Genomic DNA, 24,540 nt, shown 5'->3' on the forward strand with positions numbered 1-24,540 from the left:
GTCTCCGATATTTATAGGTCTAGGTATGGCTGGTTGCACCGCGCCGGCGATGTCACGCCTGCACGAGCCCAGCGGACCCTACCGTACAAAATCGAAGCTTTCCAAACCCTTTCAAATTGGGCCGTTTTCATGACGCGGCGCAACATTCGCCTTGGGTACCAGGGAAAACACCAAGATCGTGCGCAATCCGGCTAACGGGGCGCGGTTCTCCAGCACCAGCTTGGCGCCAAGGATTTCGGCAATGGTGCCCACAATAGCCAGGCCCAGGCCTGCCCCCGATGTGTTCTTGCCCGCCGCGCCCCGGCGAAAGCGGACGCAGGCGCGGGCAATGTCCTCGGCAGACATGCCGGGGCCGTCATCTTCCACTACCAGCCTGGCCTCGTTCCCCTTCGCCTGGATGGTCACGGTGACCTCTCCGGCCGGCGACGCGTAACGGATCGCATTGTCGACCAGGTTAGTGACCGCTTCGCGCAGCAACCACTCAGTGCCGTTGACCGCCAGGGGGCGTTGCGCGGCCTCCAGGCCTATGTCCAATTGCCGGGCGCGCGCGGCGGGCAGCAGGGTGCGGATGACGGAGTCGGCCAGCTCCACCAGGTCAACGGATTCAACCGTGAAACCGCTTTCGGCCAGGGAAGCGTCCTTAGCGCGCGCCAGAGCGAGCATTTGGTTGGTGGTGCGTACGGCCCTGTCCAGGCCCTCCTGCATCGCCAGAAGGGCTGTACGGACCTCCTGGGGGTCTGTTTCGCGCAAGGCATAGGCCGTTTGGGTCCGCAAAACCGACAGCGGAGTGCGCAATTGATGGGAGGCGTCGTCCAGGAACTGGCTCTGCACCCTCCCCTGAGCCGCAAAACGGGCCATGTGGAGGTTTACAGCCGCAACCAAGGGCAGGACCTCACCTGGCATCTCCGAGTCGCTGACGGGGCTTAAATCGTCTCCAGAGCGCCCTTCCACTTCTTGCCTGAGCCGGGCAAGGGGGCGTAGCGCCATGAAAACCCCCAGGATGATCACTAAAACGCTGATGAGGATCACGGCCAGGTCTCGTTCCACTGACCGCAGCAGCACCTGGTGCAGGAACGCCTGACGGCCTTCCAGACCCTCGGCGACCTGGACAATTACCCGTCCCCCTTTATTTGCGTACAGCGGCGGGTCCATGGGGCGCGCCCGCCCCGCAACTCGCACCGGCTTCCCTTGGTAGGTCGCGTAGAAAAAACGCGGTTCGCCGGATTTCAGCGCTTGGTCGGGCATGGGCAGGTCTGGATGCCCTATTTCGGCCAGCCCGTCCTCGGTTGCCACCCGGTAGAACACGTTGCCATTGGCCGTCAGCTCAAAAAATTCCAGCATCAGGTAAGGCTGTTCCATGGCTAATCCACCGCTGGCTGTGGATATGTTGTGGTCGATCGCGCGCAGTGCTCCAGAAAGCGAACGGTCGTACGCAACATCGACCTGGTTGCGCAGTTGATGGTTCGACAGCCACAACGCGCCCATCATCACAAAGACCAGCGTTGGAATCAGCCACCAGAGCAACTGTGTCTTGAGCGTGCGGTTGCGTTTTTTTGACGCGAAAAACCCGGTTTTTTTTGAACTTCTAGTTGTCAACAAGGTTCTCCAGGCAGTACCCCATGCCACGCATGGTCACGATCTGCACACCGGTATCCGCCAATTTTTTGCGCAAGCGGTGCACAAGTACCTCGATGGCTTCCAGGTTGATGTCCGCATCGTCCGACACGATGCGGTCAAGGATCTGCTGCTTGTTGATGGGTTCGCCACTTTTTTGGATCAGCACCCGTAGTACCGCGTGTTCACGTGGGGATAACTGCAAAGTCTGTCCAGAGACCGTGAATTTCTGAGCGGACGTCTCAAAAACCAGGTTTCCCAGAGCCAAACGCGGATGTTCGCGACCACGGCTGCGCCGAATCAGTGCGATCAAACGCGCTTCCAACTCTTCCACAACAAACGGTTTTGGCAGGAAATCGTCTGCACCGAGGTGCAGCGTGCCGATTTTTTCGGCCAATGAATCGCGCGCGGTCAAGACCAACACCGGCGTACGGTCGTCTCGCGCGCGAATTTTTGCCAGCAAGGCATGGCCATCCATGCCGGGAAGTCCCAGATCCAGGATGACCGCGTCGAATTCTTCCATTGCCAACCTTCTTTCGGCGACCAATCCGTCGTCAGCCCACTCAACGACAAAGCCAGCGTGCCTGGCCAGGCTTCGGGAAAGCCAACGGGCAAGTTCAGCTTCGTCTTCTATCAGGAGGATGCGCATGGACGGAGTCCGGGGGGGAGTGGCTGGGCGGAATGGGAAAGCATGTTTGGCTTTTCCTTTATTTCTCTTTATATAAAGACTAATGATTAATAAGGCCTGTGGATAACTACCTTAACCTTGAAAACCTGAATCTTTTCATCAGCTTGCAGCCGTTTTTGCCTGTGCAAGAACTCTGTGTGGGAAAAAAGTTGAAGTTGGACAACATTTCGGACACCCCTCAAAACCCCAGCTTGTTCAACTTGCCTCCACACAATGTGCACAACCTGGCTACTTAGGAGTTATCCACAGGCTGGTTTCTGCAAACGGGGTAGGAAAGCGGCACTTTTACCCCGAAAAACCGGCCCTTGCCTACCGGGTTTTTAGGCCTTGCAAGACCCCAAAAACGGCTCCAGGCGCGTTCGCTGAAGCGGCGATTCGAGGGGGTACCTTGTCGCGTTCTTGACGGCTAACTGAACAAAAAGTGAGCAGTTTCAGCCGTAGAATTCGGCCATGGCTATCGAGATAAAAAACAGGAAATGGCGTTGGCTGAACGGTCTGCGAGACCGCTTTATTGCCGACAATTTGCCCGCCACCTTGTTCGCGGCGGCGTTGATGGGGTTGTTCGGCGCACTCGCGACGGTGGTGTTTCGTGAGCTATTGGGATGGGCGCAGATGGTGCTGGGCGGCGAAGATGCGCCGCATGGCATGGTGTCGCTGGCTCGGGGCTTGGACCCATGGCAACGGTTTTTGACACCAGCCCTTGGCGGCGCGATTGCCGGCGTCATCCTGCAAATGGCGGCCCGATGGCTCCCAAAACGTGGCGCCGCCGACTACATGGAAGCCATTTCCATCGGCCGCGGCGTCATCGGCTTGCGCCAGACACTCGCGCGCAGCCTGTCGTCCGTTTTTTCCATCGGATCGGGGGCTTCCATCGGCCGTGAGGGCCCGATGGTGCAGTTGGCGGCCATGTTTTCGTCGCTGACCGGGCGATTTCTGCTGTTGCCGCCCCGCCATTTGCGGCTATTGGTCGCTTGTGGGGCGACTGCGGGCATCACGTCCGCCTACAACGCACCGATTGCGGGCGCGTTGTTCATCTCTGAAATTGTCTTCGGCGTGATTTCGTCCGCCACTCTGGTGCCGCTGGTGGTGTCGTCGGTGGTGGCCAATATCGTCACGCGCCAAATCCTGCACTACGACGCCGTGTTCCACATGCCGCACTTTGAATTTGTGTCCGGCTGGGAGGTGATCAATTACCTGGGACTGGGTGTGCTCGCGGGGTTGGTGGCGCCCCAATTCCTGCGCTTGCTGGACATGGCGCGCGCCACCTTTTCCCGGCTGCCTTTTCCGTTATGGCTACGCATGGCGCTGGGCGGATTGATCGTGGGGGCGCTCTCGGTCATCAACCCCGAGGTATGGGGCAACGGCTACAGCGTGGTCAACAGCATGTTGCACACGCAATGGGCATGGCAGGCGGTGGCGGCCATTTTGCTGATGAAGATCCTGGCCACGGCAGCAAGTGCGGGCTCGGGCGCGGTAGGAGGTGTTTTTACCCCCACATTGTTCGTGGGTGCGGCGTTGGGCGCGTTGTACGGCACTGGTTTGCAAAGCCTGATTCCGTTGGATGGTCTATCGCCGGTTTCCAGCTACGCCGTCGTAGGAATGGGCGCGTTACTGGCCGCCACGACGCATGCGCCGCTGATGTCGATCTTGATGATTTTTGAGATGACCTTGAGCTATGAAGTGATGCTTCCGTTGATGCTGGCTTGCATCACCGGCTACGTGATTGCGCACCAAATACGGCCGGAATCGGTGTATGCGAAGTCGCTTGCGAACAACCGCCGCGCGCAAAAAATCGTGGCAAAAACATCGCCGGAGAAAGATGAGTAAATGCTCATATTTGTTGATCGCTACATTGAAAGCAAGCTCTTGCGCATGAATACGCGACGCAACCCAAGCTCTTCAGCGCGGTGCGTTTCAACATAGCCATAGCGAAGGTAGATCGCTATGTTTTCCGTCATTTTTTCCTGCGTATAAAGACGGATATTTGCTAGCCCCGCTTCGCGCGCGCTGGTTTCCGCGAAGTGCATGAGGACGCGGCCAAGCCCTTTTCCTTGCGCGTCCGGAGACACCGCAATGTTGTCCAATAACAGGCAATCAGGTTCGGGAATCAAGACCAGTACCGCCTGGATAACGTCGGCCTCTTCCAGCACGTGGACCACCCCTTCGGCGACACGCTTTGCGTAGTCGTCACGCATCGGACCCGGGACGGTTCCGATGCGCGCGATGTAGGGCGTGTAGGCGTCCGCGACGATTCGTTCAATGACGGGGATGTCGATTGGGGTGGCAAGCCGGATTACGAAGGGCATGGTGTGTGGGTATTCTGAAGCGCGAGTAAATGGAAACTCGTCTTGACTCGGAGGACTGATCGAATCCTACTCCGGCCGTTACTAAGTGCGCTCTTGGACGCAGCGCCAAGATCGTGCTCATCGCCCCAAAATTGTTATGTCCCCATTTCATGAAATGGGTGTAAATGGATGCGAATTTGGTGAACTGGCCTCGGTATTAATGGGTGTAAATGGGTTTACCGAGGTCATGGAGCTGGTGTTCTCGTCCTGGCAGGACATCGCGCTGACAGAGAACCACATTCGGCAATTGCACCGTGACCTACTGACCCACAGTGACATAGACGCCTGGCATCGCGGTAACTACAAGACCACCAGCAATAATGTGGTCGCGTTCGACGAACTCGGCAATCCGCTGGGCGTGGTGTTCGAAACCGCAGCCCCTTTCGATACGCCGCGGCTGTTATCCGAACTCGTGACTTGGTTCAACGAGCAACGCAGCGTTGGGCGTCTGCATCCCCTGTTGCTGATTGGCATCTGGGTTGTCGTGTTTCTGGAGATCCATCCTTTTCAGGATGGAAACGGTCGATTGAGCCGGGTCCTGACTACGCTGCTGTTGCTGCAATCGGGCTATGCCTACGTACCCTACAGTTCGCTCGAAAGTGTGATTGAGCAAAACAAGGAAGCCTACTATCTGGCGCTGCGTCAGACTCAAGGCAGCATACGCAGTGATGTTCCGGACTGGCAGCCTTGGCTCTTATTCTTCCTGCGCGCCCTGTCCCGCCAAGTCAGCCGGTTGGAGCGCAAGGTTGAGCGAGAGAAGCTGGTATTGGCTAAGCTGCCAGACTTGGCGCTACAGATTGTTGACTTCACGCGCGACCATGGTCGGATCACCATGGCCGAAGCGATACGCCTGACCGGAAGCAACCGCAATACCCTCAAGCAGCACTTCCGCACGTTGGTGGAACAGGAGCATCTTATTCTGCATGGCAGCGGCCGCGGAACCTGGTACGAGCTGCGTTAAGACGTCTGCCGGCTGAGCGCTAGTGCTACTTCCCAATACAGAAACTGGAAAAAATCTCGCCCAGCAAATCATCGCTGGTGAACTTGCCGGTGATGCTTGTCAGGCTGTCATGCGCCAGCCGTAGCTCCTCGGCAAACAGATCCAGTACCCGGTCGTCTTGACCCGCGTGTTCACCCGCCAGCTCCAAATGCTCGGCCGCTTGCTGCAAGGCGTGCAGATGGCGTTCGCGCGCCAGCCAGGGGGATTCGGCGCCGGGGTTCCAGCCGGCGATGTTCAGGAGTTCGGCGCGCAGCGCATCCAGACCCGCGCCGCGCTTGGCGGAGATACCCAATTCGCCGGCGCCCGCCACGAAACCTGTGGATAACAGGTCCACCTTGTTGAAAACCTTAAGTACCGGCGTGCGCGGCGGGAGTCGCGCGGTGATCTGGGCGTCCAGCTCGTCGCCGGGTTGGGTGGCGTCTTGCAGATGCAAAATAACATCAGCGCGCTCAATTTCCTGCCAGGTGCGGGCGATGCCGATGCTCTCTACGGTGTCTTCCGTTTCACGCAGGCCGGCCGTGTCCACAATGTGCAATGGCACGCCGTCTATATGGATTTCCTGCACCACTTTGTCGCGCGTGGTGCCCGCAATGGGGGTGACGATGGCGATGTCGTCGCCCGCCAAGGCGTTCAGCAGGCTGGATTTACCCACGTTGGGTTGGCCGGCCAGCACCACGTGCAAACCCTCACGCAGGATGACGCCTTGGCGTGCTTGCGCAATCAGCCTGGAGAGGTCAGCGGTAAGTGCATCAAGCGTGGGCCGGGCCTGATACTTTTCCAGAAAATCGATCTCTTCTTCGGGAAAATCCAGCGTTGCCTCGACCAGCATGCGCAAGTGGATGATGCGGTCGGACAGGTCGTTCACGCGCGCCGAGAATTCGCCCGACAGCGAGGCCATGGCGCCGCGCGCGGCGGCGACTGATGACGCATCAATCAGGTCCGCCACGGCCTCGGCTTGCGCCAGATCCATGCGGTCGTTAAGAAAGGCGCGGCGGGTGAATTCGCCCGGCTCGGCAAGGCGCACGCCAAGGTCGCGGCCAGCGGCCAGGCAGCTTTCCAGCACACGGCGCAACACGGCCGGACCGCCGTGGCCTTGCAACTCCAGCACGTCTTCACCGGTATAGGAATGGGGGCCGCGGAAGTAGATCGCGATGCCTTCATCCAGCAGTTCGCTGTCCACGGATTTGAACGGCAGATAGTGCGCGTGGCGCGGAGTGAGTTCGCGCTGGAACAGGCGGCGCACCAATTCGGACAAGTCCGCACCAGAAACGCGCACGACGCCGATGCCGCCTCTTCCGGGGGCGGTGGCAATGGCGGCAATAGGGGCGTAAGCGGACATATCTGAAGGGGACGGAAGCGAGAACAATAGGGGAATATAACTGTTGCGCAGCCCCTTGTTTGCTGGTTAATGTGGCCCCGAGGTTCAAAACCCGAATCAACTCAGGGAGATCACGATGGCATCTCGGTTTTCGCGTGTCTTGGCCTGCGGCTCAGCCGCGGTGATGTTGGCCTTTGGCACATTCAGTTCCGCAATGGCTCGCGATCTGGTGATCGCTCTGAAGACCGAGCCCTCGTCGATGGATCCGCAATATCACGCGCTGACGCCGAACACGCAGATCTCCCAAACCATTTTCGATACGCTGGTTGCTACCGACGCCCAGTTGAAACCGAAGGCCGCGTTGGCGGAATCGTGGACGGTGGATGGCAAGGTCTGGACGTTCAAGCTACGTCCCAACGTGAAGTTTTCGGATGGCACGCCGTTCACCGCCGAAGACGTGGTGTTCACGTATGACCGCGTGCCCAAGGTGCCCAACAGCCCGTCTCCCTTTACGCTGTACTTGGGTTCGGTCGAGAAGACCGAAGCGGTCGACCCGATGACCGTGCGCATCACCACCAAGCAGGCCGCGCCGAATCTGCTCGTGAACCTGGCGCAATTGCCCATCTTGTCGAAAAAGGCCGCTTCCGGCCCAGCGCCGGAAGGCAAGACGACAACTGAATTGAACAGCGGTGATGGCCTGATTGGCACGGGCCCCTACAAGTTTGTGTCGTGGAAACGCGGCGCCGAATTCGTATTGGCACGCAATGAAAACTACTGGGGCAAAAAGCCTGAGTGGGACCGCGTGGTGTACCGCCCGATCAGCAACGCCGCCGCGCGCGTGGCCGCACTGCTGGCCGGTGACGTCGACATGATTGAAGATCCCCCCACCGACGACCTGCCCAAGCTGAAGAGCGATAAAAAGCTCTTTGTGGAAGAGACGCCGTCGGTGCGGGTGGTGTACGTGGCGCTGGACCAGCACGCCGAGCCGTCGCCTGGTATCCAGGGCACCGACAAGAACCCCATGAAGGACAAGCGCGTGCGGGAAGCGCTGTCGCTTGCCATCAATCGCGATGCGCTGGTTGAGCGCGTGATGGGCGGTGTGGCCTTGCCCGCGGGCAACATGCTGCCCTACCCCATGTTCGGGTCCAGCAAGGAACATTCCAAAGCGCCGAAGGCCGATGTGGAAAAGGCGAAGGCCTTGTTGAAGGAAGCCGGTTATCCCAACGGGTTCTCGATCACGCTGGGCTCGCCTTCTGGTCGCTACGTGAATGATTCGAAGGTGGCGCAAGCGATCGCATCGATGTGGACGCGCATCGGCGTGAAGACCAGCGTGGACGCGATGGCGCCCCCGGTGTTCTTCAAGAACCGCGACAGCTATGCGTTCTCGGCCTATCTGGCGGGCTGGTCGGTGACTAGCGGCGAGATGTCCAACGCGCTGACATCCCTGCTGGTGACGCGCAATCCGGAAGCCGGCCTGGGCACCACCAACCGCAGCCGCTATTCCAATCCGAAGATGGACGAATTGGTGAAGGAAGCATCGTCCACCATGGACGACGCCAAGCGTGCCGAGCTGCTGTCCAAGGCCAGCAACATGGCGATGGACGACTACGCCATGCTGCCGATTCACTTCGAATTGTCGGTCTGGGCAATGAAGAACGACATCCGCTATCAGGGCCGTCCTGACCAGGTCACGCTTGCGCAGTTTGCAACCTTGAAGAAGTAACGCGCAACGCGGGCGGTTTCCAGTGCTGGCAACAATCGTAAGAAGACTGCTGCAAACCATCGTCGTCATGCTTGTCATGTCGGCGTTGGTTTTTGCAGGCATATACATGGTGGGCGATCCGGTTTCGATGCTGGCCAGCCCGGAAGCAACCGAGGCGCAGCGCGCCGCGATCAGTGCGTCGCTGGGTTTGGACCAGCCGCTGTGGCGGCAATATCTGATTTTCATGAGCCAGGCAGTGCAAGGTGATTTCGGCAACAGCTTCCTGACGGGCGAGCCGGCCATGCACCTGATCCTGGAGCGCATGCCGGCCACCGTCGAACTGGCCTGTGTGGCCATGCTGATGTCGGTGCTGATCGGCGTGCCGCTGGGCATCCTGGCGGGCTTGAAGCCGCAGGCGCCGGGCTCGCGCGCCATCATGACGGGGTCCGTGCTGGGCTTTTCGCTGCCTAATTTCTGGGTTGGCCTGATGCTGATCATGGTGTTCGCCGTGATGCTGGGTTGGGTGCCGGCGGGGGGGCGTGGCAAGACAGTCAGCATCGGTTCGCTGGAGTTGAGCGTGCTGACGTTCAGCGGCTGGATGAGCCTGGCCTTGCCCGCCGCCACGATCGCCATCGCCAAGTGCGCGATGATCATCCGCGTGACGCGGGCGGCCACGCGCGAAGCACTGCCCATGGATTACATCAAGTTCGCGCGTGCCAAGGGCCTGTCGGAAAAGCGCGTGCTGGGCGTGCATCTGTTGAAGAACATCCTGATTCCGGTCGTGACCGTGGCGGGCCTGGAGTTCGGCCAGGTGATGGCGTTCGCCGTGGTCACTGAAACCGTGTTTTCGTGGCCGGGCATGGGCAAACTGCTGATCGACTCAATCATCAATCTTGATCGTCCGGTCGTCGTGGCGTATCTGCTTTTGATCGTGTTTTTCCTGGTCATGTTGAACCTGGTGGTGGACATCATCTATACGGTGCTGGACCCCCGCGTACGTCTGGATAGCCGCCGATGAACACCAACGTCAATGTTCCCGTCGCACCGGCCGCCGCGCGCAAGGAAGAGACGCCCTGGCGCCGCTTCGTGAAGGATTTCTTCGCCAGCAAGCTGGCTACCTTGGGCCTGGTGATGCTGGTGGTGATTGTGGGCGCCGCCGTGTTGGCGCCGTGGATCGCACCGCAGAATCCCTACGACCTGGCGGCGCTGGACATCATGGATTCCAAGCTGAAGCCCGGCAGTGAAAGTGGTGATGGGTCCATGCACCACTGGCTGGGCACCGACGGGCAGGCGCGCGACCTGCTGTCGGCCATTCTCTATGGCATGCGCACCAGTTTGATGGTGGCTACCGTGTCGGTGCTGGCGGCCTTTGGCATCGGCGCCACCGTGGGCCTGATCGCGGCTTATTTTGGCGGCCGTATCGACGCGCTGTTGATGCGGATTGTGGATATCCAGTTGTCGTTCCCCGCCATTCTTGTTGCGCTGATGCTCTTGGCGATTTTGGGCAAGGGTGTGGATAAGGTGATCATCGCGTTGATCGTCGTGCAGTGGGCGTATTTTGCGCGGGCCGCGCGCGGCGCCGCGCTGGTGGAGCGTGGCAAGGAATATGTGGAGGCCGCGCGCTGCATGTCCTTGTCCTGGGGGCGCGTGCTGTTCCGCCACGTGCTTCCCAACTGTATGCCGCCGCTTATCGTGATCGCCACCATCGACCTGGCGCACGCCATTGCCCTGGAAGCCACGCTGTCGTTCCTGGGCGTGGGGGTGCCGGTGACCGAGCCATCGCTGGGCATGCTGATCTACAACGGCTTCGAATACCTGTTGTCGGGTCAGTACTGGATATCGTTCTTTCCCGGCATTGCGCTGGCGCTGGCCATCATCGCCATCAACCTGGTGGGCGACCACCTGCGCGATGTGCTCAACCCGCGTCACGCGAACTAGAGGCGGACGCGATGCAGACAAACGCTGTGGAAACGCCATTGGCCGCGCCCCCAAATGTTCTTGAAGTGCAAGGATTGAAGACGCACTTCTTCACGCGCAATGGCGTGGTGAAGGCGGTGGATGGCGTGGACTTGAGCTTGGCCGAAGGCGAAATCCTGGGTCTGGTGGGCGAATCAGGGTCAGGCAAGAGCATTACTGGCTTTTCGCTGATGGGTTTGCTGGACGAGCCAGGCCGCATCGTTGAAGGGCACCTGCGGTTGAACGGTGAAGACCTGCGCGGTGCGACGCCGAACCGATGGCGTCAACTGCGGGGCCAGGAGATTGCGATGATCTTCCAGGACCCGATGATGACGCTGAACCCCGTGCTGCGCGTGGATACGCAGATGATCGAGGCGGTGCAGGCGCACCATAAGGTGTCTCGTGAACAGGCGCGCCAGCGCGCCTTGCAGACGTTGACGATGGTGGGCATTCCGTCGCCGCAGGAGCGCCTGCGCGCGTATCCGCACCAGTTGTCCGGTGGCATGCGCCAGCGCGTGGCAATCGCCATCGCGCTTTTGAATTCACCGCGCCTGATCATTGCGGACGAGCCCACCACCGCGCTCGACGTCACGATTCAAGGGCAGATTCTTTTCGAAGTGCAGAAGCTGTGCCGCGAAACCGGTACCGGCTTGATATGGATCACGCACGATCTGGCGGTGGTGGCTGGCTTGGCCGACCGGGTGTCGGTGATGTATGCGGGCCGTGTGGTCGAGACCGGCAGCACGTACGACGTGATCACGCATCCCATGCATCCCTACACGCATGGGTTGATTGCATCGATCCCCACGCCAGAATCGCGCGGCAAGCCGCTGGTGCCGATTCCTGGCATGACGCCTTCGCTGTTGAATCTGCCGCAAGGCTGTGCGTTCCGTGGGCGCTGCCCGCGCGCGACCGACGCCTGTCTGATCGAACCGCAGCCTGTGGAAGTTCGCCCGGCGCAATGGGTGCGCTGCTGGCACGCCGGAGACCCAGACCCCAAATGAGCGCAGCAGAACGCGACGCCGCCACCCCCATCCTGTCCCTGCGCGACGTGGAACTGCGCTTTGTGCAGCCCGTGGACCTGGCCGGGCGCATTGCCAATTTGCTGGGGGCGGGCTTGAAGACACAGGTGGTGCACGCCGTGGCGGGTGTGGACCTGGATGTGCAGCCGGGCGAAGTCATCGGCATCGTGGGTGAATCGGGCTGTGGAAAATCCACGCTGGGCCGCGTCGTGTCGGGCATTCTGCCGCCCTCGTCGGGCGATGTGCACTACCAGGGCAAGGCCGTGCGGACGATGACGGGGCCGGAGCGGCGCGCCTACGAGCTGGGCGTGCAGATGATCTTCCAAGACCCCTACGCCTCGCTCAACCCGCGCATGCGGGTGCGCGAAATCATCGGTGAGGCCCCCGTGGCGCACGGCCTTATCCCTGCGCGCGACAAGGCGGACTACGTGGCGGGGCTGATGCGGCAAGTGGGCTTGGACCCATCTTTCGTGCAACGCTATCCGCATCAGTTTTCAGGCGGGCAGCGCCAGCGCATCGGTATCGCGCGGGCGCTGGCGCTCAAGCCGTCCGTGATCGTCTGCGATGAAGCCGTGGCCGCCTTGGATGTGTCGATTCAGGCGCAGGTGCTGAACCTGTTTGAACAGTTGCGCGACGACTTGGACCTGACGTATCTGTTCATCAGTCACAACCTGAGCGTGGTCAGCCACATATCGGACCGCGTGGCAATCATGTACCTGGGGCGCGTGGTGGAGCTTGCACCGACCGACACGGTTTTCCAGCGCGCCAACCATCCGTATACACAGGCACTGTTGAAAGAGTTGCCGACGTTGACGCCCGGTCGGCGCACGTATCAGCCGATCAAGGGCGAACTGCCGTCCCCACTGGACCCGCCCACAGGCTGCGCATTCCACCCACGTTGTCCCCACGCCATGGCGCGCTGCAAGGCGGAACGGCCCTTGCTGCGAGAAATCGCACCCGGCCAATTCAGCGCCTGCCACCTGAACGACATGCCCTGACTAGACGTAGGATGGGTGAAGCGCGAGAATCCCTGGAACAAGAAAGCCGATACCCAGCGCGCGCAACCCATCAAGCAACCGCCGATCGCCTCAATGAATTCACCTAATTTAATTCTGACGCCATGAAAACCATTGCCGAAATCGAACGCGCGCACCCGGAACTGACCGCCTTGCGTCGCGACATCCACGCGCACCCGGAACTGGCCTTCCAGGAAACGCGCACGTCGAACCTGGTGGCGCAACGCTTGCGCGAATGGGGCCTGGAAGTGCATACGGGCTTGGGGAAAACCGGCGTGGTGGGGGTGTTGCGCGCGGGTAGCGGCAAGAAGATGATCGGCCTGCGCGCCGACATGGATGCGCTGCCCATGCCCGAGCACAACCGCTTTGCGCACAAGTCCACCATCAGCGGCCGCATGCACGGCTGTGGCCATGACGGCCATACCGCCATGCTGCTGGGCGCGGCGCAGTACTTGTCCACGCATCGCAACTTTGATGGCACGGTGGTGTTCATTTTCCAGCCGGCCGAAGAAGGCGGCAACGCCGGCGCGCGCGCCATGATGCAGGACGGCCTGTTCGACAAATTTCCCTGCGATGCGGTGTTCGGCATCCACAACATGCCCGGCATGCCGGTCAACCAGTTCGGCTTTCGCGCCGGTCCGACGATGGCATCCAGCAACCGCTGGGACATCGTCATCAAGGGCGTGGGCGGCCACGCGGCGCAGCCTCATGCCTCGGTCGACCCGATCATCGTGGCCGCCGACATGGTGCACGCCTTGCAGACCGTGATTTCGCGCAGCAAGAATCCGCTGGACCAAGCCGTGCTGTCGATCACGCAGATCCATGCGGGCGACGCCTACAACGTGATTCCTGGCGAGGCCGTGCTGCGCGGCACGGTGCGCACGTATTCGGTGGAAACGCTGGATAAGATCGAAGCCGACATGCGCCGTATCGCCACCACTTTGCCGCAGGTGTATGGGGGCACGGGCGAACTCGATTTTGTGCGGGCCTATCCGCCGCTGGTGAATTGGGAAAAGGAAACGGCCTTCGCGGCGAAGGTGGCCGAAGAGGCCTTCGGCGCCGAAAACGTGCTGCGCGATATGCCGCCCTTCATGGGCGCCGAAGATTTTTCCTTCTTCCTGGAAGCCATCCCGGGCGCGTATCTATTCCTGGGTAATGGCGATGGCGACCACCGCATGGAAAGCTATCACGGCATGGGCCCATGCCAGTTGCACAACCCGAACTACGATTTCAACGATGCCCTGTTGCCGGTGGGCGCCACGTATTGGGTGAAGCTTACCGAGGCCTTCTTGCCGGCTGCCTGAATGCCTGGCAAGGACGGATAGGCTATTTGCTTATCAGCATTGTTGATGAAGCCGCGGGGCGTACTCCCGCGGCTTTTTCTATATGACGTAGAGCTTTGATCAAACGCCGATAACTTCGTTTGAGATAGCAGGCATGGTTCCCATAATGGGTCGATCCACAGTAAGCGGACACCCCACGGATAAGCACTTATCCACAAGGAACACCATGCGCATGTCATCCGAACTCCAGGACCGCCTGGTCCAAACTGCTACCGCCACCGGCCTGGCGCTGGTGCTGGCCCTATTGGCGCTGGCCTCGCCCACCCCGGCCTTGGCTGAAGGTGTGGATACCTTGTCTGCGTGCGTCGCCGCGTCGGTGAACCTGCTCTGAGCGTCGTCCGTGGCGCGGTCCAAAGTGCTGCACCCCATGGCCAGTCCTGTGGATAACGTTGAAAACATGCCGTTGCCACGAGCTGTGGATAAGGTGAAGTTCGAAGCTGACGGACGAAATCACTTTCGAAGTCACCTTCGAAATCACGTACGGCACACGACAGAACACGACGGATCCCATACAAAAATACCGTTGCGCCTAGCCCGCAACCATGAAAAAAGGGCGGTTCCTGCGCGGAACCGCCCTTTTGCTATTCAGACTACCGGCACCCTCAGAGCGTCAGCCCCAACGCCTTGGCCACGCCAGCCGCGTAGGCCGGATCGGCCTTCTTGAAGTGTTCCAATTGACGGCGCTGGATCTCTTCCGGCACGCCCGCCATATGGCGGCCGATATTGCCGAACAGCAGCTCCTGCTTTTCCGGCGTCATCAAGCGGAACAAGTTGCCGGGCTGTGAGTAATAGTCATCGTCCACGCGATGGTTCCAGCGCGCGGCGGCCTGGCCGTCCAGCGCCAGCGGGGGTTCGCCGGCGGACGGGGTTTCCTTCCACTCGCCCGCGCTATTGGGCTCGTAGTTCAGCGTGCCGCCCACGTTGCCGTCAACACGGCTCGCGCCGTCGCGGTGATAGCTGTGGAACGGGCAGCGCGGCGCGTTCACGGGGATCTGGTGATGATTGATGCCCAAGCGATACCGGTGCGTGTCGCCGTACGAGAACAAACGCCCTTGCAGCATCTTGTCCGGCGAAAAATCGATGCCGGGGACGATGTTCGCCGGGGTGAAGGCGGCTTGCTCGACTTCGGCAAAGTAGTTTTCCGGGTTCTTGTTCAGCTCCAGCACGCCCACTTCAATCAGCGGGTAGTCGCCATGCGGCCAGACCTTGGTCAGGTCGAACGGGTTGATGTGATAGGTCTCGGCTTCAGCCTCGGGCATGATCTGCACCTTCAGCGTCCACTTCGGGAAGTTCTTCTGCTCGATGTTCTCGAACAGGTCACGCTGCGAGCTTTCGCGGTCGTGCGCAACCACCTGGGCGGCTTCTTCGTCGCTCATACAGACGACGCCCTGCTGCGACTTGAAGTGGAACTTCACGTAGAAGCGTTCGCCGTCCTTGTTGACGAAGCTGAACGTGTGCGAACCGAAACCGTGCTGCTGGCGCAGGTTGGCGGGAATGCCGCGGTCGCTCATCAGGATGGTGACCTGGTGCAGCGATTCGGGGCTGAGCGACCAGAAGTCCCAGGCGGCGGTGGCGCTGCGCAGGTTTGTCTTGGGGTCGCGCTTTTGCGTGTGGATGAAATCGGGGAACTTCAGCGGGTCGCGAATGAAGAAGACCGGGGTGTTGTTGCCGACCAGGTCCCAGTTGCCTTCGTCGGTGTAGAACTTGATGGCGAAGCCGCGCACGTCGCGTTCGGCATCGGCCGCGCCGCGTTCGCCGGCCACGGTGGAAAAGCGCAGGAACAGCGGGGTTTGCTTACCAACTTGCGAAAAGATGCTGGCGCGCGTGTAGCGCGAGATGTCGTGAGTGACGGTGAAGGTGCCGTAGGCACCGGACCCCTTGGCGTGGACGACCCGTTCCGGAATGCGTTCGCGGTCGAAGTGGGCCAGCTTTTCAATCAGCCAGAAGTCTTGCAGCAGCGCCGGGCCACGGGGACCGGCGGTCAACGTGTTGTTGTTGTCCGGCACCGGCGCGCCCGAGGCGGTGGTCAAAGGCTTCTTGTCGGTCATAGCACACTCCGTACGTAATTCTGGGAAGGCGCGAGCCGCTTCGGGCTCGTGCTGTGTTGTGGATACCCCCTGGCGCCGGGCGCTGGGCGGTATGTGGGACACATCATAGGGGCCAAGGTTGCGTTTGTGAAGTTGATTGAACTACCAGAATCAATTACTAAAACCTATCGACTATGGACTCATCTTCAGGAACAGGATGGGATGGCAGAACACCGCGCGCGCATAAAAAAACCGGCCACAAGGGCCGGCTTTTTGACGCTCTCGAGCGCGAGGCTTATCGGATTAACGGTTTGCCGCCGCTTCCGCCTTGCGCTGCATGGCGCGGGTGATGGACCACTGCTGTGCGATGGACAGGGTGTTGTTCACGCACCAGTACAGCACCAGGCCGGCCGGGAAGAAGAACATCATCCCGCCGAACACCAGCGGCATGATCATCATGACCTTGGCCTGGATGGGATCCGGCGGCGTCGGGTTCAGTTTGATCTGCAGGAACATGGTGGCCATCATGATGGCGGGCAGAATGAAGAACGGGTCGCGGATCGACAGGTCATGGACCCACAGAATCCACGGCGCGCCGCGCATTTCCACACTGGCCAGCAGCACCCAGTACAGCGAGATGAACACCGGAATCTGCACCACCATCGGCAAGCAGCCGCCCAGCGGGTTGATCTTTTCGGTGCGGTACATCTCCATCATGGCGGCGTTCAGCTTTTGCTTGTCGTCGCCGTACTTTTCCTTCAACGCCTGCAGACGCGGGGCCACTTGCTTCATGCGGGCCATCGAGCGGTAGCTCGCGGCGGCCAGCGGGTAGAAGATGGCCTTGATCAGCACGGTCAGCGCAACAATGGTCCAGCCCCAGTTGCCCAGCAGCGAATGCAGCCAGGTCATCAGGGTAAACAGCGGCTTGGCGATGATGGTCAGGAAACCGTAGTCCACCACCAGTTCCAGCCCGGGGGCGAGCGCCGCCATGGCCTTCTGGTCTTGCGGACCGACCCACAGGTGCGAGTCAACGCGCGACGCGGAACCCGGGGCGATTTCACCCACGGCTTCGATGCTGCGGGCGGCGTACAGGTTCTTCTGCACTTCCAGCAGTTCGTTCGTGCGCGGCTTGCCTTGCGGCGGCACCCAGGCGGTGGCGAAGTAGTGCTGCACCACGGCGATCCAGCCGTTGTCCGCCTGCTTGACGTAGTTGGCCTTCTTCTTTTCGATGTCGCTGAACGTGCTCTTCTGGAACTTTTCCTGTTCAGAGTAGACGGCGAAACCGGTGAACGTGTGATAGAAGCTGGACGTGTCGGCGGGGTCGTTGCCGTCGCGCTCAAGCTGCAGGTACAGCGCGGGCGATACGGGGGCGGAGCCGACGTTGGCCAGGTCGTGGCGCACGTCAATGTCGTAGCGGCCCTTGTGCAGGGTGAACGTCTTGGTGACCTTCACGCCGCCCGATTCGCCTTCAAAGGACACGACCAGGTTGTCGCCAGTGAGCTGGCGTTCGGTGGACGTGACGCGGAAAGGCGTCTGGTGCGTGGGGAAGCTTTGGCCGTTGGGCGCGCCGACCACGCCGGACTGCACGACGTAGGTCAGGCCGGCCGAACGGTCCAGCAACACGGTGGGTTGGTCGGCATGGCCGGTTGCCGGGTACTTCAGCAGCTCGGCGCGCACCAGTTGGGCGCCCATGGTGTCGAAGGTCAGGCGCAGCACGTCGGTGGTGACAACGACTTCTTCCGAGCGGGCGGCAGCGGGCGCGGTGGCGCCAGGAACCGCCGACGGCGCGGTAGCCGTGGTGGTGGGCGCGCTGGGCACCGAAGGCGTGGCGTTATTGGCGCCGGTCTGCGGTTCAGCCGTGCTGGCCGCGGGCGTCGGGCCCCCGAACAGGGACGGCTTGCCGTTATGGATTTGCCAGTTGTTCCATAGGAGCAACAGCGAAAAGGAAAAAATCATCCAGAGGACGGTTCGTCGGATATCCATGGTGCCTACTGAAGTGAATACGGGCCAGCAAAGCCCGCCAGTTTAGCGTCAATCGTGCTCGATGCGGTGGCTGTGGGAACAGCACGAGGGGCCATTGGTTCCCTTGGACGGCGGAACCGGATCCCAGCCGCCCGGCGACCACGGGTGGCAACGGCCAATTCGCCGGACCGCCAACCAGAAGCCGCGCCAGGCGCCGTGACGTTCGATTGCTTCAATCGCGTACGCCGAGCATGTGGGGGTAAAGCGGCACTGCCTGCCGATCCAGGGACTCAGGAAAAACCTGTAGAAGCGGATCGGAAGAATAAGCAGTGCTTTGAAAATCATCGCGCAATCCGATCAAAGTGAGCGTCCACTTCGGCTCTGACCAAGCGTTTAAGCGAGGTAAGCGTGGTGGGAGCGACTTTGCTATGCAAGCGCACGACGTAATCCTTGGCCGGCAGCGCCAGGCGCCGGTGGCGGAACGCTTCGCGGATGACCCGCTTGATGGCGTTGCGCGTACTGGCGTGGGCGGCGAACCGCTTGGCGATGATGAGACCCAGCCGGGCACAGGCATCCTGGCCGGGGGGCAGATCATTGGGAGCGGACGTCACAATGAATAACGCCCCTCGAGCAAGACGCCGGCCTTTGAGGGCAGCGGCGAACTCGGAGGGGCGATGCAACCGCGCCTCCGGGGGAAGCGTGGAGCGCGGCATGGACTGCGGGTCAGGCGTTTGCGCGGAACCAGAACGAGATTGCGAGAGGTCTTGCAATATGGCTGGTCCGTGCAAATAGTCAGGCTTCCGGAAAGAAAAACCGGAAAACCCGGACTTAGACAGCCAGACGCTTGCGGCCCTTGGCGCGGCGGGCGTTCAGGATGGCGCGGCCAGCGCGGGTTTTCATGCGCACGCGAAAGCCATGGGTGCGCTTGCGGCGGGTGACGGAAGGTTGGTAGGTACGTTTCATGGACGATCCACAAAAAGAACAAAAGTCAGAAGGGACCTGCCCGGAGGGTTCCAGGACGCAAAATCAGAGCGGGTATCTAGTGGGCATTTTTGCAACAGGTGCAAAAAACATCTCGTAGACGGGGCTCTGGACAAGGGATTTCTCCCCAGGCGACCTATTCAGCAAAGCTAAAAACCGGACAGTGCAGTAAGCGCCCAAACCTATGAAAGGAGGGTACTTGCTACAACTCCGGCTAAGCTCTCTGTGAAACCTTCTGACAGACAGAATTCGGAAAAGCCCACCATTTCAGCAAGTTTTCCCTGTCTTGTCAAACAGTTAAGCCTGGGCAGTGTAGACGCTTATGTCCTGCCCTGTGGATAACCCCAGCCCAGGCAAGGTAGAATCGAGGTTTGAATAAGAGCGACATGAAAGAATTCTGGCAGACCTGCGTCAGTCGTCTTGAGCAGGAACTCCCCCCCCAACAAATCAGCGCGTGGATACGACCGCTGGTCCCGCTTGCGTACGACGAAACGCAGGCGGTGCTGCGCGTTGCCGCGCCCAACCGCTTCAAGCTGGATTGGGTGCGTAAGAACTTTTCCCACCAGATCGAAGCGTTGGCCGCGGAGTGGTTCAAGCGACCGGTACAGGTCTTGTTCGAGTTGCCCTCGCATGGAGCCGCCCCGCGTATGCCGGTCGCGCCCGTGCGTGCGCCGCAGCCCGATCAATCGCACCTGTCCGCTGCACAGCCCTCAGGCGGCGCGCCGCCCATGCAGGCCCCGGCTCCGGCCGCCCCACCCCAGCCCGCCACCACGGTCGCGGCGCAGGCGGTGAACGCGGATGCCGCCAACATCGTGTACGAGCGCTCGCGCCTGAACACGGACCTTACCTTCGAGAATTTCGTGACGGGTAAGGCCAACCAGTTGGCGCGCGCCGCGGCATTGCAAGTGGCCGAGAACCCTGGCACGTCCTACAACCCGCTGTTCCTGTATGGCGGCGTGGGCCTGGGCAAAACGCACTTGATCCACGCCATCGGCAACGCCATGGTCGCGGCGGGCACGGGCGTGCGGGTGCGCTACGTGCATGCCGACCAATACGTGTCCGACGTCGTGAAGGCGTACCAGCGCAAGGCGTTCGATGACTTCAAGCGCTATTACCATTCGCTGGACTTGCTGCTGATCGATGACATCCAGTTCTTCTCGGGCAAGAACCGCACGCAGGAAGAGTTCTTCTATGCGTTCGAAGCGATGGTGGCCCAGCGCAAGCAGATCATCATCACCAGCGATACGTATCCGAAGGAACTGTCCGGCATCGACAGCCGCCTGATTTCGCGCTTTGATTCCGGCCTGACGGTGGCGATCGAGCCGCCGGAGCTGGAAATGCGCGTGGCGATCTTGCTGCGCAAGGCGGAATCCGAAGGCGTGCCCATGCCTGAGGAAGTGGCCTTCTTCATTGCCAAGCATCTGCGCAGCAACGTGCGCGAACTGGAAGGCGCGCTGCGCAAGGTCCTGGCCTACGCCCGCTTCCATGGTCGCGATGTGCTGACGGTGGATGTCTGCAAGGAAGCCCTGAAGGATCTGCTGTCCGTGTCCAACGGCCAGATCACGGTGGAAAACATCCAGAAGACGGTGGCGGATTTCTACAAGATCAAGGTCGCGGACATGTACTCGAAACGCCGGCCCGCCAATATCGCCTTGCCGCGTCAGGTCGCGATGTACCTGGCTAAAGAGCTGACGCAGAAAAGCCTGCCGGAAATCGGTGATCTGTTCGGGGGGCGCGATCACACCACCGTACTGCATGCCGTACGCAAGATTTCCGACGCCCGCGCAAAACAAGCGGAGCTCAACCATACCCTGCACGTGTTGGAACAAACTCTAAAAGGATGAACATGCAACTCGTACAAACCACACGCGATGCATTGCTGAAACCGCTGTCGACTGTGGCGGGCATCGTCGAAAGACGCCATACCCTGCCCATTCTTGCGAACATCCTGATGCGCAAGGAAGGCAACAAGGTTGCCTTTATTGCGACCGACCTGGAAGTACAGATCACCACCCATGCCGACTTCGGCGTGGGCCAGGACAACGAGTCCACCACGGTTGCCGCGCGCAAGCTGCTCGACATCCTGAAAGCGCTGCCGGATACCGGCGACGTGCGCCTGGCCCTGGCCAGCAACAAGCTGTCGGTGCAGTCGGCCAAGAGCCGCTTCGCGTTGCAGACGCTGGCCGCCAGCGAGTTCCCCACCGTGGCTCAGCCCGAGCAGTGGGACGTCTCGCTGACCATGCCGCAACGCACGCTGCGCCACCTGTTCAACATGGTGCACTTCGCCATGGCGCAACAAGACATCCGTTACTACCTGAACGGCATGCTGCTGGTGTTTGAACCGGGTCGTGTGCGCGCCGTCGCCACCGATGGTCACCGCCTGGCGCATTGCTCGACCGAAGCCGACGGCATCGCCGAACGCCACGAAGTGATCGTGCCGCGCAAGACCGTGCTGGAAATGCAGCGCCTGCTGGAAGACTCCGACGAGGTGGTTTCCATTGATGTGGCGCCGGGCCAGATCCGTTTCCGCTTCGGCGATGTCGAACTGGTGTCCAAGCTGGTCGAAGGCAAGTTCCCCGATTTCACGCGTGTGATTCCCACGAACTACACGCGCCACTTCATGGTGGGCCGCGAAGCGCTTCAAGGCAGCTTGCAGCGCGCCGCCATTTTGACGACCGACAAGTTCAAGGGCGTGCGCCTGCAATTGGCGCAGAACCAGATGAAGATCTCGTCTTCCAACGCCGAGCAGGAAGAGGCGCAGGAAGAAATCGACATCGACTACGGCCATGAGGCCCTGGACGTGGGCTTTAACGTGGGCTATTTGCTTGATGTGCTGGCCAACGTGAAAGTCGACAACATCCAGTGGTCGGTCATGCCCGATGCCAACGCATCGGCGCTCATCACCCTGCCCGAAGACGACCAGTTCAAATACGTCGTCATGCCCATGCGGATCTGATCCGCGCCCCACACGTTTGTGGGTTTGTGCCGCTTGCGGGCCTGAGGGCTCGCGGGCGGTCCGGCCGCCAGGCCGTTCTTTAAAGCGTTATCGAACCAGACATGTCAGATCAGCAGAACACCACTCCCGAGAACAGCGGCTACGGCGCAGACTCGATCAAGATGCTCAAGGGGCTGGAGGCCGTGCGCAAGCGCCCCGGCATGTACATCGGCGACACATCCGACGGCACCGGCTTGCACCACATGGTGTTTGAAGTCGTGGATAACGCCATCGACGAAGCCCTGGCCGGCCATTGCGACGACATCGTCGTCACCATCCACACCGACAACTCCATCTCGGTCACCGACAACGGCCGCGGTATCCCCACGGATATCCACAAGGACGACGAATTCCACCGCAGCGCGGCGGAAATCGTGATGACCGAACTGCACGCCGGCGGCAAGTTCGACCAGAACTCGTACAAGGTGTCCGGCGGCCTGCACGGCGTGGGCGTGTCTTGCGTGAACGCCCTGTCCGAATGGCTGCGCCTGACCATCCGCCGCAACGGCCAGGTCCACCAGATGGAATTCCGCCAAGGCGCGCGCGTGGCGCCCCTGGCTGTGACGGGCACGACGGACATGCGGGGCACGGAAGTGCGCTTCCTGGCCGACCCGATCATCTTCAACAACATCGAATACCACTACGAGATTCTCTCCAAGCGCTTGCGCGAGCTCTCGTTCCTGAACAACGGCGTGAAGATCCGCCTGGTGGACCAGCGCCACGGCAAGGAAGAGAACTTTGCGTTCTCGGGCGGTGTGAAGGGCTTTGTTGAATACATCAACCGCGCCAAGACCGTGCTGCACCCGAACGTGTTTTCGGTCAGCACCGAATCGGCCGCCGGCGGCGTGTCGGTGGGCGTGGAAGTGGCGATGCAGTGGAACGACAGCTACAGCGAAAGCGTGCTGTGCTTCACCAACAACATTCCGCAGCGCGACGGCGGCTCGCACTTGACCGGCCTGCGCGCGGCGATGACCCGCATCATCAACAAGTACATCGCCGACAACGAACTGGCCAAGAAGGCCAAGGTGGAAACGTCCGGTGACGACATGCGCGAAGGCCTGGCCTGCGTGCTGTCGGTGAAGGTGCCCGAGCCCAAGTTCAGCAGCCAGACGAAGGACAAGCTGGTGTCCAGCGAAGTGCGTCCGGCCGTGGAAGAAGCCGTGGCCCGCACGCTGGAAAGCTGGCTGCTTGAAAACCCGAACGACGCCAAGGCGTTGTGCAACAAGATCGTGGAAGCCGCCCGCGCGCGTGAAGCCGCGCGCAAGGCCCGCGAAATGACGCGTCGCAAGAGCGTGCTGGAAGGCGCGGGCCTGCCCGGCAAGCTGGCCGACTGCCAGGAAAAAGATCCGGCGCTGTGCGAGCTGTACATCGTCGAGGGTGACTCCGCAGGCGGCTCGGCCAAGCAAGGCCGCGACCGCAAGTTCCAGGCCATCCTGCCGCTGCGCGGCAAGGTGCTGAACGTGGAAAAGGCGCGTTTTGACCGCCTGATCGCCAGCGAACAGATCGCCACGCTGATCACCGCGCTGGGCACCAGCATCGGCCCCGATTTCAACGTGGAAAAGCTGCGCTACCACCGCCTCATCATCATGACTGACGCGGACGTTGACGGCGCGCACATCCGCACCCTGCTGCTGACGCTTCTGTATCGCCAGATGCCGGAACTCGTGCAGCGCGGCTATGTGTATATCGCCCAACCGCCGCTGTACAAGGTGAAGGTTGGCCGCGAAGAGCGCTATCTGAAGGATGACCAGGAAGAAGCGCAGTTCATGCTGCAACAGGCCCTGAAGGATGCCGAGATCATCTCGGGCGGCAACATCATCCGTGGCGAAGAACTGACCGACCTGGCCAGCCAGTACGTGGCGGCCGATGGCGTCATTGCGCGCCTGTCGAAGGTGTTCGACGTGGGCGCCTTGTCGGCCATGGCCGAAGGCGTGGAAATCAACCTGGAAACGGCAGAGTCGACCGCGGATTCCGCCAAGCGTCTGGCCGAGGCCATGCGTGACCCGATCAGCGGCAACGGCGTGGACGTGGTGCCGCAGTTTGACGAAGCCACCGAACGCCATCGCCTGTCGGTGCAGCGCATGCACCACGGCAACGTGCGCGTCAGCATCATCGACGCCGACTTCGTCAACGGTTCCGATTACGCCATCCTGTCCAAGGCCGCCAAGAGCTTCCTGGGCAAGGTGGGCACGCGCTCGATGGCCGCGCGGGGCGAAGGCGAAAAGCGCAAGGAACAGACGGTGTCCGACTTCCGCGAAGCCATGCAATGGCTGCGCAGCGAAGCCGAACGCGGCATCTCCAAGCAGCGCTATAAGGGCCTGGGTGAAATGAACCCGGAACAGTTGTGGGAAACCACGATGGACCCGAAGGTGCGCCGCCTGCTGCGCGTGCAGATCGAAGACGCCATCGCGGCGGACGAAGTCTTCACGACCCTGATGGGCGACGACGTGGAACCGCGCCGCGCGTTCATCGAACGCAACGCGCTGTCGGCGGGCAACATCGACGCGTAAGCGTTTGCCTCGCATGACCCGGGCCAGCCTGAAAAGGCTGGCCTTTGTTTTTTCCGGCTGG

Annotated in this window: 21 protein-coding genes; 12 read left to right on the forward strand and 9 right to left on the reverse strand. The window is 61.0% G+C overall.

Annotated features, from left to right (window positions below; genetic code table 11):
- Positions 1-111: 111 nt before the first annotated feature.
- Both ACE04A_RS26620 and ACE04A_RS26625 read right to left on the reverse strand, forming a co-directional pair.
- The gene (locus ACE04A_RS26620; RefSeq protein WP_485820694.1) at positions 112-1,596 is read right to left on the reverse strand and encodes a sensor histidine kinase; all 1,485 of its coding nucleotides are present in this window, start codon (positions 1,594-1,596) and stop codon (positions 112-114) included.
- Complete coding sequence (locus ACE04A_RS26625) at positions 1,586-2,263, reverse strand: response regulator (protein ID WP_448715678.1); 678 nt, start codon at positions 2,261-2,263, stop codon at positions 1,586-1,588. Before ACE04A_RS26625 ends, ACE04A_RS26620 begins: the two co-directional genes overlap by 11 nt.
- Positions 2,264-2,752: 489 nt before the next feature.
- On the opposite strand from ACE04A_RS26625, the gene ACE04A_RS26630 reads away from it, so the two are divergent.
- Positions 2,753-4,129 (forward strand): ClcB-like voltage-gated chloride channel protein, encoded by a 1,377-nt coding sequence (locus ACE04A_RS26630; protein ID WP_485820695.1) that lies wholly within the window; start codon positions 2,753-2,755, stop codon positions 4,127-4,129.
- Positions 4,130-4,149: 20 nt separating this feature from the next.
- Here the strand turns inward: ACE04A_RS26630 and ACE04A_RS26635 are convergent, their stop codons facing one another.
- Positions 4,150-4,608, reverse strand: coding sequence for a GNAT family N-acetyltransferase (locus ACE04A_RS26635; RefSeq protein WP_448715680.1), 459 nt, complete (start codon positions 4,606-4,608; stop codon positions 4,150-4,152).
- Between the two features lie 136 nt (positions 4,609-4,744).
- Between ACE04A_RS26635 and ACE04A_RS26640 the strand changes: the two genes are divergently transcribed.
- Positions 4,745-5,608: a Fic family protein gene (locus ACE04A_RS26640; protein ID WP_448715681.1), complete on the forward strand. Its 864-nt coding sequence runs from the start codon at positions 4,745-4,747 to the stop codon at positions 5,606-5,608.
- A 25-nt stretch (positions 5,609-5,633) separates the two neighbouring features.
- On the opposite strand, the gene mnmE is transcribed toward ACE04A_RS26640, so the two are convergent.
- Positions 5,634-6,986, reverse strand: coding sequence for a tRNA uridine-5-carboxymethylaminomethyl(34) synthesis GTPase MnmE (mnmE, locus tag ACE04A_RS26645; protein WP_448715682.1), 1,353 nt, complete (start codon positions 6,984-6,986; stop codon positions 5,634-5,636).
- Between the two features lie 115 nt (positions 6,987-7,101).
- Here mnmE and ACE04A_RS26650 point away from each other — a divergent pair, with 115 nt between their 5' ends.
- The 7 genes from ACE04A_RS26650 (at position 7,102) to ACE04A_RS26680 (ending at position 14,335) form a co-directional block, all read left to right on the forward strand.
- A complete protein-coding gene (locus ACE04A_RS26650) occupies positions 7,102-8,688 on the forward strand; it encodes an ABC transporter substrate-binding protein (protein ID WP_259251280.1) in 1,587 nt (528 codons plus the stop codon).
- 22 nt (positions 8,689-8,710) lie between these two features.
- Complete coding sequence (locus ACE04A_RS26655) at positions 8,711-9,685, forward strand: ABC transporter permease (RefSeq protein WP_259251281.1); 975 nt, start codon at positions 8,711-8,713, stop codon at positions 9,683-9,685.
- The gene (locus ACE04A_RS26660; protein ID WP_279993494.1) at positions 9,682-10,605 is read left to right on the forward strand and encodes an ABC transporter permease; all 924 of its coding nucleotides are present in this window, start codon (positions 9,682-9,684) and stop codon (positions 10,603-10,605) included. The genes ACE04A_RS26655 and ACE04A_RS26660 overlap by 4 nt, the downstream gene beginning before the upstream one ends.
- A gap of 11 nt (positions 10,606-10,616) precedes the next feature.
- Complete coding sequence (locus ACE04A_RS26665) at positions 10,617-11,627, forward strand: ABC transporter ATP-binding protein (RefSeq protein ID WP_259251283.1); 1,011 nt, start codon at positions 10,617-10,619, stop codon at positions 11,625-11,627.
- Positions 11,624-12,643 (forward strand): ABC transporter ATP-binding protein, encoded by a 1,020-nt coding sequence (locus tag ACE04A_RS26670; protein WP_485807554.1) that lies wholly within the window; start codon positions 11,624-11,626, stop codon positions 12,641-12,643. The genes ACE04A_RS26665 and ACE04A_RS26670 overlap by 4 nt, the downstream gene beginning before the upstream one ends.
- Positions 12,644-12,765: 122 nt before the next feature.
- Positions 12,766-13,965, forward strand: coding sequence for a M20 aminoacylase family protein (locus ACE04A_RS26675; RefSeq protein ID WP_230693693.1), 1,200 nt, complete (start codon positions 12,766-12,768; stop codon positions 13,963-13,965).
- A 211-nt stretch (positions 13,966-14,176) separates the two neighbouring features.
- Positions 14,177-14,335: a hypothetical protein gene (locus tag ACE04A_RS26680; protein WP_438859806.1), complete on the forward strand. Its 159-nt coding sequence runs from the start codon at positions 14,177-14,179 to the stop codon at positions 14,333-14,335.
- Positions 14,336-14,606: 271 nt separating this feature from the next.
- On the opposite strand, the gene ACE04A_RS26685 is transcribed toward ACE04A_RS26680, so the two are convergent.
- The 5 genes from ACE04A_RS26685 to rpmH form a co-directional block, all read right to left on the reverse strand.
- Positions 14,607-16,052: a catalase gene (locus tag ACE04A_RS26685; protein WP_259251285.1), complete on the reverse strand. Its 1,446-nt coding sequence runs from the start codon at positions 16,050-16,052 to the stop codon at positions 14,607-14,609.
- Positions 16,053-16,334: 282 nt separating this feature from the next.
- Positions 16,335-18,014 (reverse strand): membrane protein insertase YidC, encoded by a 1,680-nt coding sequence (yidC, locus tag ACE04A_RS26690; protein WP_438860251.1) that lies wholly within the window; start codon positions 18,012-18,014, stop codon positions 16,335-16,337.
- A 48-nt stretch (positions 18,015-18,062) separates the two neighbouring features.
- Positions 18,063-18,335 carry a membrane protein insertion efficiency factor YidD gene (gene yidD, locus ACE04A_RS26695; protein ID WP_100857530.1) on the reverse strand — a complete coding sequence of 91 codons (273 nt, stop codon included), beginning with the start codon at positions 18,333-18,335 and terminating at the stop codon, positions 18,063-18,065.
- A complete protein-coding gene (locus ACE04A_RS26700) occupies positions 18,335-18,706 on the reverse strand; it encodes a ribonuclease P protein component (protein ID WP_100853687.1) in 372 nt (123 codons plus the stop codon). Before ACE04A_RS26700 ends, yidD begins: the two co-directional genes overlap by 1 nt.
- 115 nt (positions 18,707-18,821) lie before the next feature.
- Positions 18,822-18,956, reverse strand: a complete 135-nt coding sequence (gene rpmH / locus ACE04A_RS26705; RefSeq protein WP_003816025.1) for a 50S ribosomal protein L34 — start codon at positions 18,954-18,956, stop codon at positions 18,822-18,824.
- A gap of 404 nt (positions 18,957-19,360) precedes the next feature.
- Here rpmH and dnaA point away from each other — a divergent pair, with 404 nt between their 5' ends.
- The 3 genes from dnaA to gyrB all read left to right on the forward strand — a co-directional run bounded on the left by dnaA (position 19,361) and on the right by gyrB (position 24,479).
- Entirely contained in the window at positions 19,361-20,818 is a 1,458-nt protein-coding gene (dnaA, locus tag ACE04A_RS26710; protein WP_100853686.1) for a chromosomal replication initiator protein DnaA, read from the forward strand.
- A gap of 2 nt (positions 20,819-20,820) precedes the next feature.
- Positions 20,821-21,930 (forward strand): DNA polymerase III subunit beta, encoded by a 1,110-nt coding sequence (dnaN, locus tag ACE04A_RS26715; RefSeq protein WP_006227714.1) that lies wholly within the window; start codon positions 20,821-20,823, stop codon positions 21,928-21,930.
- A 101-nt stretch (positions 21,931-22,031) separates the two neighbouring features.
- Positions 22,032-24,479, forward strand: a complete 2,448-nt coding sequence (gene gyrB, locus ACE04A_RS26720) for a DNA topoisomerase (ATP-hydrolyzing) subunit B (RefSeq protein WP_259251297.1) — start codon at positions 22,032-22,034, stop codon at positions 24,477-24,479.
- Positions 24,480-24,540 lie beyond the last annotated feature (61 nt).

Source organism: Achromobacter colocynthidis, assembly GCF_057334535.1.

Bases quoted from the DNA above. Each gene is read 5' to 3' on its own strand.
- mnmE (WP_448715682.1), bottom strand. From the start codon at position 6,986: ATGTCCGCTTACGCCCCTATTGCCGCCATTGCCACCGCCCCCGGAAGA.
- dnaN (WP_006227714.1), top strand. From the start codon at position 20,821: ATGCAACTCGTACAAACCACACGCGATGCATTGCTGAAACCGCTGTCG.
- ACE04A_RS26675 (WP_230693693.1), top strand. From the start codon at position 12,766: ATGAAAACCATTGCCGAAATCGAACGCGCGCACCCGGAACTGACCGCC.
- ACE04A_RS26670 (WP_485807554.1), top strand. From the start codon at position 11,624: ATGAGCGCAGCAGAACGCGACGCCGCCACCCCCATCCTGTCCCTGCGC.
- ACE04A_RS26680 (WP_438859806.1), top strand. From the start codon at position 14,177: ATGTCATCCGAACTCCAGGACCGCCTGGTCCAAACTGCTACCGCCACC.
- ACE04A_RS26685 (WP_259251285.1), bottom strand. From the start codon at position 16,052: ATGACCGACAAGAAGCCTTTGACCACCGCCTCGGGCGCGCCGGTGCCG.
- ACE04A_RS26650 (WP_259251280.1), top strand. From the start codon at position 7,102: ATGGCATCTCGGTTTTCGCGTGTCTTGGCCTGCGGCTCAGCCGCGGTG.
- ACE04A_RS26700 (WP_100853687.1), bottom strand. From the start codon at position 18,706: ATGCCGCGCTCCACGCTTCCCCCGGAGGCGCGGTTGCATCGCCCCTCC.
- rpmH (WP_003816025.1), bottom strand. From the start codon at position 18,956: ATGAAACGTACCTACCAACCTTCCGTCACCCGCCGCAAGCGCACCCAT.
- ACE04A_RS26665 (WP_259251283.1), top strand. From the start codon at position 10,617: ATGCAGACAAACGCTGTGGAAACGCCATTGGCCGCGCCCCCAAATGTT.
- ACE04A_RS26660 (WP_279993494.1), top strand. From the start codon at position 9,682: ATGAACACCAACGTCAATGTTCCCGTCGCACCGGCCGCCGCGCGCAAG.
- ACE04A_RS26630 (WP_485820695.1), top strand. From the start codon at position 2,753: ATGGCTATCGAGATAAAAAACAGGAAATGGCGTTGGCTGAACGGTCTG.
- ACE04A_RS26635 (WP_448715680.1), bottom strand. From the start codon at position 4,608: ATGCCCTTCGTAATCCGGCTTGCCACCCCAATCGACATCCCCGTCATT.
- ACE04A_RS26640 (WP_448715681.1), top strand. From the start codon at position 4,745: ATGTCCCCATTTCATGAAATGGGTGTAAATGGATGCGAATTTGGTGAA.
- dnaA (WP_100853686.1), top strand. From the start codon at position 19,361: ATGAAAGAATTCTGGCAGACCTGCGTCAGTCGTCTTGAGCAGGAACTC.
- gyrB (WP_259251297.1), top strand. From the start codon at position 22,032: ATGTCAGATCAGCAGAACACCACTCCCGAGAACAGCGGCTACGGCGCA.
- ACE04A_RS26625 (WP_448715678.1), bottom strand. From the start codon at position 2,263: ATGCGCATCCTCCTGATAGAAGACGAAGCTGAACTTGCCCGTTGGCTT.
- yidC (WP_438860251.1), bottom strand. From the start codon at position 18,014: ATGGATATCCGACGAACCGTCCTCTGGATGATTTTTTCCTTTTCGCTG.